This is a genomic window from Microcoleus sp. Pol7_B2 (assembly GCF_036701035.1).
In the GTDB taxonomy this organism is placed as follows: Bacteria; Cyanobacteriota; Cyanobacteriia; order Cyanobacteriales; family Microcoleaceae; genus Microcoleus.
In genome coordinates this window covers 36,592-47,333 of sequence record NZ_JAUBQB010000055.1, presented here as the reverse complement: position 1 = coordinate 47,333, position 10,742 = coordinate 36,592, and the positions used below count along the sequence as shown (strand labels likewise).

10 protein-coding genes are annotated in these 10,742 nt (G+C 49.0%); 2 read left to right on the top strand and 8 right to left on the bottom strand.

Going from position 1 to position 10,742, the window contains the following annotated elements; all coding sequences use genetic code 11:
- Positions 1-776 precede the first annotated feature (776 nt).
- The 6 genes from QUA57_RS19650 to rpmI form a co-directional block, all read right to left on the bottom strand.
- Positions 777-2,972 (bottom strand): diguanylate cyclase domain-containing protein, encoded by a 2,196-nt coding sequence (locus tag QUA57_RS19650; RefSeq protein WP_333063127.1) that lies wholly within the window; start codon positions 2,970-2,972, stop codon positions 777-779.
- Positions 2,969-3,577 (bottom strand): chemotaxis protein CheC, encoded by a 609-nt coding sequence (locus tag QUA57_RS19645; RefSeq protein WP_333039643.1) that lies wholly within the window; start codon positions 3,575-3,577, stop codon positions 2,969-2,971. The genes QUA57_RS19650 and QUA57_RS19645 overlap by 4 nt, the downstream gene beginning before the upstream one ends.
- Positions 3,574-3,951: a response regulator gene (locus QUA57_RS19640; protein WP_333039645.1), complete on the bottom strand. Its 378-nt coding sequence runs from the start codon at positions 3,949-3,951 to the stop codon at positions 3,574-3,576. The genes QUA57_RS19645 and QUA57_RS19640 overlap by 4 nt, the downstream gene beginning before the upstream one ends.
- 236 nt (positions 3,952-4,187) lie before the next feature.
- Entirely contained in the window at positions 4,188-4,718 is a 531-nt protein-coding gene (locus QUA57_RS19635) for a tetratricopeptide repeat protein (RefSeq protein ID WP_333039646.1), read from the bottom strand.
- 272 nt (positions 4,719-4,990) lie between these two features.
- The gene (rplT, locus tag QUA57_RS19630) at positions 4,991-5,347 is read right to left on the bottom strand and encodes a 50S ribosomal protein L20 (protein WP_006634165.1); all 357 of its coding nucleotides are present in this window, start codon (positions 5,345-5,347) and stop codon (positions 4,991-4,993) included.
- A 19-nt stretch (positions 5,348-5,366) separates the two neighbouring features.
- Complete coding sequence (gene rpmI, locus QUA57_RS19625) at positions 5,367-5,564, bottom strand: 50S ribosomal protein L35 (protein WP_006634164.1); 198 nt, start codon at positions 5,562-5,564, stop codon at positions 5,367-5,369.
- A gap of 288 nt (positions 5,565-5,852) precedes the next feature.
- Between rpmI and QUA57_RS19620 the strand changes: the two genes are divergently transcribed.
- The gene (locus tag QUA57_RS19620) at positions 5,853-6,311 is read left to right on the top strand and encodes an MrcB family domain-containing protein (RefSeq protein ID WP_333063128.1); all 459 of its coding nucleotides are present in this window, start codon (positions 5,853-5,855) and stop codon (positions 6,309-6,311) included.
- A 124-nt stretch (positions 6,312-6,435) separates the two neighbouring features.
- Here the strand turns inward: QUA57_RS19620 and QUA57_RS19615 are convergent, their stop codons facing one another.
- Together QUA57_RS19615 and pdhA are read right to left on the bottom strand one after the other, a co-directional pair.
- Positions 6,436-6,690, bottom strand: coding sequence for a hypothetical protein (locus QUA57_RS19615; RefSeq protein WP_333063129.1), 255 nt, complete (start codon positions 6,688-6,690; stop codon positions 6,436-6,438).
- Positions 6,691-6,922: 232 nt separating this feature from the next.
- The gene (gene pdhA, locus QUA57_RS19610) at positions 6,923-7,960 is read right to left on the bottom strand and encodes a pyruvate dehydrogenase (acetyl-transferring) E1 component subunit alpha (protein ID WP_333063130.1); all 1,038 of its coding nucleotides are present in this window, start codon (positions 7,958-7,960) and stop codon (positions 6,923-6,925) included.
- Positions 7,961-8,406: 446 nt separating this feature from the next.
- Here pdhA and QUA57_RS19605 point away from each other — a divergent pair, with 446 nt between their 5' ends.
- The gene (locus tag QUA57_RS19605) at positions 8,407-10,728 is read left to right on the top strand and encodes an IMS domain-containing protein (RefSeq protein ID WP_333063134.1); all 2,322 of its coding nucleotides are present in this window, start codon (positions 8,407-8,409) and stop codon (positions 10,726-10,728) included.
- Positions 10,729-10,742: the final 14 nt, after the last annotated feature.

Sequence of the window (10,742 nt, the reverse complement as noted above, 5' to 3'; positions counted from 1 at the left end):
TTATCTCGAACAATATTCTGATGAAGTGGAACAGTTAATGAAGTTAACTCGAAATAAACGTCGCTTTTATCAACAAGGTATGCGGGCTGCAACCCTGATTCGGTCTATGTCCTAGGCCTCTTTGTCACCCCCCCAGCTTGATACAACTCCATCAGTTTTTTCCGGTCTGGCCTACAGTCTTGTAAGGCTTCATAGACGCGATTGCCATTGACGCTTGAATAATCGATTGAGTGAAAATTCCGCTAAACATGACGCATTTCTGGTGGTCATCACTGCATCCATCAGCTCGAATGTTGCATCCTTGGCGAGTACCAATAACTCGTATGCTGCTTGACGAAAGTCCTTTAATCGTTCACTGTTCATTTAAGGAGTGGATAGGTTTTCTTTTTCACCCTCATTCTCTCCTTAACGGTGGCTCTAGTTCTTCTTTTGCCACCTTTCTCATCTTTGGTTAGTCTAAACTACAGTCATAAACTTGGGATACGCTGTATATCACAGTTTAAATGTACAACAGCTTATCCAACCTATGCTTCTATTTTGGTTGGTTTATCCTTGATAATAAATATTCCCTAATCCTAATTTATTGCTTGGGTGCAACGATTTAATTGATTCAATAAATCAATTCCAACCCTTTTATGTTTGAGCTAGCTTATTTTTTACTTCTTTAATTCGCAGAGTGACAGAACAGGGGTATCAGGGTTTGGATCACGCGCTGACAGGGGCATTTTTTTTGCGGAATGGTATAACTACTCGGAATCCACAAATATGGCAATTCCTCAAGCGCTGGTGGGAGAGGGTAAATTAGTGTTAGGTAGAGAAAAATCTACAGGAAGTATCGAAGTGCTTGTGCCATTTGGCTTGCCAGCAGCAGGATCAGGCTGGTATAGTTGGATACGATCGCGCCCAAGTCGTTTAGCCTGATACAGCGCTTGGTCGGCTGTGGCAATCAGAATTTCGGCTCCCGATTCAGATGCAGGAACAATACTCGCTACGCCAAGACTGAGAGTGACGTATGGGCTCACTTGAGAACCAGCGTGAGGAACCTGCAAAGCTGCGATTTTGAGCTGTATGTGTTTGGCTACCATCACCGCGCCTTGAATCGCGGTATTTGGCAAAATAACAGCAAATTCTTCGCCTCCGTAGCGAGCTACTAAATCGGCGGGTCGATTGACTGCATTGCCGATCGCCCCGGCGACTTGTCGCAAACATTCGTCTCCGCCTTGATGCCCGTAAGTATCGTTGTAACTTTTAAAAGAATCAATATCGCACAGAATTAGGGACATGGGCGTTTGTTCTCGGGCTTGTCTGCGCCACTCCATTTCTAAATACTGATCGAACCGGCGGCGGTTTGCTAGCTGTGTGAGTTCGTCTAAAGTTGCCAAGCGCTCTAACTTGAGGTTGGCTGCTTGCAACTGCTGGTAGAGTTCTGCTTGCTTGATAGCGATCGCCAACTGGGTGGCCAGAGAAGACAGCAACTCTACTTCCAACTGCATCCACTGCCGGGGACTGCACTGGTGGGCCATCAGCAGCCCCCACAAATCGTCTCCTTGCACTAAAGGCACTACCAAATAAGCTCTCACCGCGAATTGTGCGAGCAAGTCAATTTGATATTGCGGCAAATCCGCGGCCAAAACATCGCCGATCGGTCGGATCGATCGATGTTGGTACGCTTCGAGATAGAACTGGTCAAAACAGAAATTTTCCAGGGTTTCCCCCAACATCGGCTGGCAGTTGGGAGCTACAGATTCGACTGTCACCGCCCCCGTCGCCGGACCGGCGCAGAGACTGTCGGTACAGGGGTTAAAGCGCACGATCATCACTCGATCGGCCTGAAGGAACTGACGCACTTCTGTCACTGTCGTGCGGAGCACTTCGCCCAAATCCAGAGACTGGCGGATGTGCTGAGTAATCGTCGCCATCAGTAGTTCTCGTTCGTTCTGCTGCCGCAGCGCCTCTTCTGCCCGCTTGTACTCGGTGATATCTTGAGCGGTGCCGAAAATTTGTTTGGGGCAGCCGTCGGCTGTGCGGGCGAAAACTTGGTCGCGGCAGCGAAACCAGCGCCATTCGCCCGATCGATGTTTGAGGCGATACTCCAGCTCCAAAATATGCCCGTCTTGGGTCGAGGGAAATTTTTGCTGGTGGGCTTTGAGCCTCGGCAAATCTTCTGGGTACACCAAACTGGAGTACAAAGCAGTTTGCATCTGTAAAATTTCTTGGGGAGTGTAGCCCAGCAATTTAGAAGCTTGACCGTTGACGTAGACGTTTCGCTGTTCGGTCAAATCGTAAATGTAGAGCAAATAAGGCGCCGCGTCAGCAATCTGCTGGATGAAATGCTGGCTCGATCGCAATTCTTCCTCCACCCGCTGACGCACTTGCACTTCTTCCAAAGCTTGATCCCGCATTGTGCGGTAAGCTTGGATGCGATGGGTGAGGTCGGTCACGTCTTGAATCACCAGCAGCGCATAGAACGATGGGGAATTGATGCCCGGCCATATTGATGACGAAACTGAGGGTGCAGATTCCCTAGACAAAAAAGCACTTCTTGGTGAGCCGACTCCGACTGTACCGTCTGATGCCAACTCAAGAGTATGGAGAACCCAGTCTCTAATCTCCTGTTCTTCTATGCCAGCCTCTAGGGCCGGCACAGCAGTCACAGTAGTTTGCTGAATTCGCTGCTGGCCGTCTTGCCAAGTTGCCGGAATCAGGTGTTTGTGAATTTGAGAAGAAAAAATTGTTGGCGGGCCTCCTGCAAAGATTTGCTTGAAGCGAGTGGCGTACTTTAACTGACTCAGGTGAGGAAAATGGGTTGTGATCTTTGTTCCCAATATTTGGCTGCGGGGAATTTTAGTCCACTCTTCTAGACAAGTGTTCCAAAACAGCACCACAAAATCATCTTGCAGCAAGCAGGCGCCGACTGGTACGCTGTCGAGAACCCCAAACTTTTCCTTAATACTTTTGCTCTCCTCAATCATAGACCCCCGGCAAGTTGATTGATAGCAGTCAACAAGGTGTCAAAGGAATTAACATTGAAAATAAGAATGATATCTCCTTCAATGTGAAGCCTTTCAATCATGAAACTGGTCTGAGCTAATAAAACAACTGTATCAGTAGCTAAACCGCCAGATACCAGCAAACTAGCAATCGTCCCTTCGCTATAAGTGGGAATTGAGTAGTTCAGGCGCTGCTGAAGTACGTTGCTGATTGCACCCATGACCCCATTAATTACAATATTTCCCACTTCACTCAGCGTACCAATTTTGACTGAATCAAGATCGTGAGTTCCAACTTCTTCCCCTGTAAGCATTGTCACCAGCAGGGCAGCGCTGTTGGTGGGAAAGACTAGCTGGGCAATGCCTCCAAAGGAGCCTGTGAATTTGAGCTGGACAGCGGCGATTTGCTCGCCGTTGAGGTGCTGCTCTAACTCTTCTTCCACGTCAATGGGAGTCAGTATTTGAAGATAGGGGATTTGCAAGCGAATCGGGGAGTCGATCATGTCGTTCAAAACCCCTGCGGCTTGACCGATACCGATGTTGACGAGTTCCTGCAAAGCATCGAGCTGTCGAGTGCTTAATTTCATTGGGTGCTCTCCTCGCTGACACTGAGAGCTTTTTTGATCCACCCGATCAGTTCATCTGAGTTGGGCATTTTGTGAATGACTGCCAGGGCTCCGAGTTCCATGCACTCGGAGCGGGTGCTTGCTTGGATGTCTGCGGTAATTACGATCACTGGAATTTTATATCCTCGATCGCGCATCGCTTGCAGGACTTCTCGACCTTCCATTTCTGGCATCAGCAGATCTAAGAGCATACAGTTTGGGGTTTTAGTGCCGAGCTGTTCTAGAGCTTCTGGGCCGCTGGATGCTTCCCAAGTCTCGTATCCTTCTGCTCGCAAGATTTTGCAGATTACCCTGCGAGTCAACCACGAATCTTCGACAACGAGAATTGATGTCACTACGTTCTCCTCCTTCTATTGTTTAGGACTGACCGGCGTTGCAGGTACTGCTTTTATCTTGACAGTAATTTAAAGTGCTGGGACGGTGTGTGATCGAGCTTCACTCGGAATTCCAGTTCTTAAAAACTAACGCATTAATGTGTGGGATAGTTTAATATCTTGGACTATGTTAAGAAAAAACCCGGTTTCTGAATGAAACCAGGTTTGCGGGATCTCTATTGCTCTAACAAGGGCGCTCAATTATAGATTACCAAACGCTTCCGGAGGGACTCTACTCGCTGTTTTGCCGTGGTATTGTCTGGATGGCAGGCAAGAGCTTGTTCGTACATTTCCAAGGCTTGAGCTGTTAATTTCTTGCGCTCGTAGGCGTGACCCAGATTATTGAGAGATGTAACGTATTCGGGCTGCAACTTCAGGGCTTCTTTGTAGTGGCGGATTGCGATGTCGTACTGTTCTTGGCCAAAGTGTGCAAAACCGAGGGCGTTGTAAATAACAGCTTGATTTTCTTCGCCTTCTAAGTCTTTGGCTTTCAGGGCTTTTTGAAACAGTACGATCGCCTGGGAGTAAAGCTTCTTATCTAGATAGATACTTCCTAATTCGTAGTATTCCTGTGCTGTTCCTTTTTCTACTGTCAGCTTATTTTCTAAGCGTTCCAGAGACATTTCCAGCTTCCGAGTTTTGAGAATTTGGCGCACCACAAACCATGAAGTGCTGCCGAGTATAGCGAGCAGGACTGACAAGTAAACAATGAGTAAATTACTATCCATGTTTTTCTTAAATTTAGGTATGTCTGTGGAAGGTTTTATTTATTTTAATGCGCTAGCAATCTCTAAGATTTGCCTCTGCAACTGTATAAAAAACAAGGAAATAGCGATCGATCGGCCCGATCGCGATTTCTGAAAAAGCAACAGCCCAGAAGTAAGAACAAAGAAGGAAAATTGCTCTCAACCTCCTAAATTCATCAGGAGTTTTCCTTCTCTGGCAGACAGTTAAATCTTTCTTACTTCTGCTTTGTGCATTCTGAAAAGTAACCTAACTTTCAGGCTCCGGCTCGATTAGCCATTTCCACGACTTTACCGAATGTTGCAGGGTCAATAATCGCCATTTGTGCCAGCATTTTGCGGTTGATTTCGATGTTGGCTTTTTTCATGTTGCCGATCAGTCTGCTGTAGCTCGTGCCGTGCTGGCGCGATGCGGCATTGATCCGAGCAATCCACAGGCGACGGAAATCGCGTTTGCGTTTTTTGCGATCGCGATAACCGTTACGCAGGGCTTGCATCACCCGTTGGTTAGCTGTGCGGAACTGTTTCGACTGTGCGCCTCGGAAACCCTTGGCTAATTTGAGAATTTTTTTGCGGCGCGCTCTGGCGACATTACCGCGTTTTACCCGTGTCATCTTTAATTTCCGTTAAACTTTACAAGTATGGAAGCATTAACCGCACGTTAGCATCGTTGGTCTCGTCGATGACGACCAGCTTAGAGAGACGGCTTTTGCGAGCTGAACTTTTGTGCTGTAGCAAGTGGCTTTTGTAAGCTTTGCGGCGCACAATCTTACCGCTGCCGGTCGCTCTAAAGCGCTTTGCGGCTGCTTTGCGAGTTTTGAGTTTTGGCATGGACTGGTGTTATTTGGACACAAGCTTCTACGGTATCACGTTTGTGGTACTTTCTGCAAGGGAGATTTGCGGGTTAGGGGCAGCGCTGTATTTGGGGCAATATACATAATGCGCGATCGGGTAATCTTGCGGTAGTTTGCGGTAGTTTACACCTGGTATAAAATGTTATACCGCAGTTGCGGTATAATTAAGGGTTATATCTCGGGATTATCCGCAGGGTTAATATTTGAAAGCTGCTGGTGAGGCACTATATAAATTAAATTGAAAATGCAAAATTAATTATTGGTTATGGCGCTTAGAGACTCCCTTAAAAAAATCATTTTGGAATATCCATTGATCAGTAATGACAACTTCAAGGGACATTCCTTTGCTAGTTATGTCAAAAATGTAGTGCCGAAATCAATAAGTGCTTCATTGGAATTACCAGAAATATATAGCGTAAAAGGTTCAGCAGGGAATGGTTCTTGGGTTAAAGTTCCTTGGATAGCAATATTTAACAAGCTTGTAACTGAGAGTGTCCAGTCGGGGTTGTACTGTGTTTATTTATTTCGCGCCGACTTCTCTGGCGTTTATCTTTCTCTCAATCAAGGAATAGCAGATCAAAGAAAGAAGTTCGGACTTGGGAAGTCGAGGGACATGGTAAGGGATCAGGGCTGTTTCATTCTCAGGAAAATCGGGATTTTGACTCTTGTAGTGCCAAGAATGTCTACCTCCCCACAGACGACTTCACAGGCGTTTGAGACATAGGGGCAGCCACGGGGGGCAGCCCCTACAAGAGAATGAAACAGCCCTGGGTAAGGGATCAAGCACAACTATTTAAAGATAAGCTTGGTTCTGAAAAGCTCAGGGAATTTTCAGAACCTCTCGATATTCAGCTTGATTCGATATATTTTGCTATTTCTTGACTCCGAATTAAGCCGAGGTGTTCGCCGACTTCTACAAGAATAGCTGTGCGTACTGCACCACTATCTATCAGTGCTTCTGCTTCGTACACGGGCAACAGATTTGGATTGAGAACTCCTAGACTCACTAAGGCTTCATCAATGGCATTCCTTAGCTTGACTTCGGCTCGAACTGCACCCATATTTTTGCTGGGTTGAATTAGATCGCGAGCGAGATTTATCATATCGCCTCTTTTCGTCTAGAAAGTCTACCTTTGATTCTCGCCCTAATTTATGCTTGTAAGGTTCGCAGTGCACACCCTACAGTTAGAGTTTTTAGGTAAGTCTTACAGCGTATTTTCGGTTTAAGAAGTGCAGTAGGGACAAAGGCTTTCGCCGTGTCCCTACTGGGTTCTATCACTCTTGTGGGGTGGGCATCCTGGCTGCCCTAAACATACAAGTTAAATGCACAACAGCTTACTCATCTTCTGCATAGATAAACCGATACAATTCGCTAGGATCTGGCTCAGCGCTTTTCTCAGCAAAATCGACTGCATCATCAATTACTGCTTGAATTTTATTATCGATCTCTTTCAATTCTTCAGCAGTTGCCAAAGTTCGATCGATCAAATCAGCAGCCAACTTCTTAATCGGATCGCGGGGGAACCAATATTCCTTCTCTTCCTTAGAACGCAACTCATCAGGATCTGCCAAAGAATGCCCGCGAAAGCGATAAGTCAAAGCCTCAATCAAAGTCGGCCCCTCGCCGGCCCGCGCCCGCGCCACAGCTTCCTTGGCCACTTCCCGCACCGCCAAAACATCCATCCCGTCAACCTCAAAACCAGCCATGCCAAAAGCATGAGCTTTTTTGTAAATCAGTGGGTCAGAAGTAGCTCGCTCGTGGGCCATCCCGATCGCCCATTTGTTGTTTTCCACGACATAAATAATCGGCAATTTCCACAAAGCCGCCATATTCAAACACTCAAAAAACTGCCCGTTATTTGCAGCACCATCGCCAAAAAAACAAGCAGTCACCCCATCAGAACTCTCATCCCCCAAAGCTTCGCGTCGGTACTTCGATTGAAAAGCCGCCCCCGTAGCTACAGGAATTCCCTCAGCCACAAAAGCATAGCCCCCCAGGAGTCGGTGTTCTGCAGAAAACATATGCATCGAACCGCCGCGGCCCTTCGAGCAACCTGTTTCCTTCCCGAACAACTCCGCCATTACCTCCCGCGCCGGGACGCCCGCGCTCAAAGCGTGAACGTGATCGCGGTAGGTGCTGCTGACGTAATCAGTGTCATCCCGGCGCATCGATCGAATCACGCCAGTAGAGACAGCTTCCTGACCGTTGTACAAGTGGACAAAACCAAACATTTTGCCCCGGTAGTACATCTCAGCACACTTGTCCTCAAAATAGCGCCCCAAGACCATATCCTCGTAGAGCATCAAGCCCTCATCCCGAGAAATGGTTACGCTTTGCGCGTCAAAAACTGGTAAAGTCCGTTCCTGAACCATAAATAATTAATACCCGACGATCGGCTTCCTAGACATCTAAATTTAAACCCAGATGGGACACAACCGCAGCAGAAAACGTTTGATCGTTTTCTGTGCAACAGTTCACCAATTGTTAAAATGAGTTTGGCAGGCGGGGCGGATTGCCCGGAGTCGGAGAACCAACTCCCCTCTAAACCCGATGCAAACGAATGATATAATTCCATTACTCTCAAACCCGAAAATGCTCAAGAGTCAAACCACTCATTTAGCTGACGGGCAGTGGGCCTTTGCATTTTCCTCACTGTAAAACGCTGTAGAGGGAAAAAAATCAGAGGATCTCTACGGCAAGTCCAACATACCGTGAATGGGGCGGTTGGAAGCCAACACCAGAATTTTTGATTTGGTTTGCGGGAGTATGTCACTTAAGATAGGCTAATTCAGTTGCTAGCGCTTTGGGGAAGTGGACAGTGTTAATTCCACTAGATTACTACCGGATTTTGGGTCTACCGATTCAAGCTACTGCCGAACAGTTGCAGCAGGCTCACCGCGATCGAACTTTACAGCTTCCGCGCAGGGAGTATTCCGAAGTTGCGATCGTCGCCCGCAAACAACTGCTCGATGAAGCCTGCGCCGTTCTGTCAGACTCAGAGGGGCGCAAAGCTTACGATGCCAGTTTTTTAGCCAAAACTTACGATCGAGAGTCGGAAGCCGCACAGGAAGCCAAGCACCAGAGGTCAAAAACCTCAGCAGGCACGGCCACCTTCCTGCAAGACGCAGGAGAAACCGCTCCGCCAGAGTCCAAGGCTTTAGAGGCTGCTCCCGACCCCCACACTCCAAGTATTGAAATCGATGACAACCAATTCGTAGGAGCCCTGCTCATACTGCAAGAACTGGGGGAATACGAACTCGTACAGAAGCTGGGTCGCCCGTATCTTAACAATGGCAGCATCGCGATCGCAGAAGGTCGTTTCGGCGACCCCCAGCTCGTGAGGCCAGATATAGTTTTAACCGTCAGCCTTGCCTGTCTAGAACTCGGCCGCGAACAGTGGCAGCAAGGTCAGTACGAAAATGCCGCAAGATCATTAGAAGCAGGTCAAGAATTGCTGCTGCGCGAAAGCCTATTTGCAAGCGTGAGGGGTGAAATGCAAGCCGACATATACAAACTCCGTCCGTACAACATTTTAGAGCTACTATCCCTCCCCGAAGAAAAAGTCGCCGAGCGTCGCCGGGGACTGCAAATCCTGCGAGAAATGCTTCAAGAACGAGGCGGTATCGACGGTTCGGGAGACGATCGATCGGGTTTAGGAATAGAAGACTTCCTCCGGTTCGTGCAGCAAATGCGTAAACACCTAACCAGCAGCGAGCAGCAGGCGCTATTTGAAGCCGAAGCCGGCCGCCCCTCCGCAGTCGCCACTTACCTCTCGGTCTACACCCTGTTAGCCCAAGGATTTGCCGCCAGACAGCCATCGATGATCCGTCGGGCCAAGCTGATGCTGATGCAGCTCGGTCGCCGCCAAGACGTTCACCTGGAAAAAGCCGTCTGTTCCCTGCTGCTGGGCCAGACAGAAGAAGCCAGCCGATCCCTCGAACTCAGTTCGGAAAAAGAACCCCTGGCCTTCATTCGCGAACATTCCCAAGATTCACCCGATTTGTTGCCCGGACTGTGCTTGTACGCCGAACACTGGCTACAAGAAGAAGTGTTTCCCCACTTCCGCGACTTGGCAAACGAGTCAGTGTCCTTGAAAGACTACTTTGCTGACCCGAAAGTACAAGCTTACCTAGAAGCTTTGCCACAAGACGCCGAAACCGCCAACGAATGGGTAGTTGTGCAGCCCCGCTCGGGCAAGCCCCCGGCGCGACTGCAACCAGCAGCAGGCAGATCACCCGCTGCCATACCCCCACAGCCACCCACAGCCAAGCAGGGAGCCAGTACCGTCACCTTGACCCCCGTACCGGGCGACGCTTCCAGCGCAGCCTCGGGGGCGAAATCCCCGACAACGGTGGGCGCGGCGAGCGCTGTTGCCCCCGTCTCTATCCCCATAGCTACAGTGCCACACCCAGCAGAATCGACTTCCAAACATCGCAGACGCCAACATTCAGGGCACAGCGCAGCAAGCGGCAATGGGCTAAAGGGCGATTTGGTCGATCGGGTGCGCACCAAGGCAGCAGAACTTACCGCCCAAGTCAAGTCTATGCCTCCAAACAGGCTGGCTTTGTTTCTAGTCGCAGGTGTCCTGAGCCTGTTACTCCTGTGGTTAATACTCAGTCTGTTGGCTAGCGCGATGCAAGCCCTATCGGGCCCATCCCTCCAAGGAGAGCAAGCCCTCGTCCGCCTGGAAGAACCGCCCCTAGAAATCCCTGCCTTGGCCCCGGCCCCAGAGCCGAGCGCTGCAGGCGCAGTGTCGGGAGAAATCACTGAGGAATCAGCCGGACAAATAGTTCAAAGCTGGCTATCGGCGAAAGCAGCGGCTTTGGGCCCCAATCACGCTGTTGAAGAATTAAAGCAAGTTCTGACAGAACCGGCTTTGTCTCGCTGGCAATTGATGGCAGAAGCTCAACAGCGCAACAACGCGCACCAGCGTTATGTACACAAGCTGGAAGTTAATGGAGTTAAGACGAATCCGACTAATCCCGATCGCGCCCAAGTAGAAGCCCAAGTTGGGGAAAAAGCCGAAGTGTTCGATCGTTCTCAACTCGTTTCTTCGCGCAATGAAAACCTGCGGGTGCGCTACGACTTGATCCGCCAAGAGGGACAGTGGCGGATTATGGATTGGCAAGTGATTAAGTAAGGAATTGGTAATTA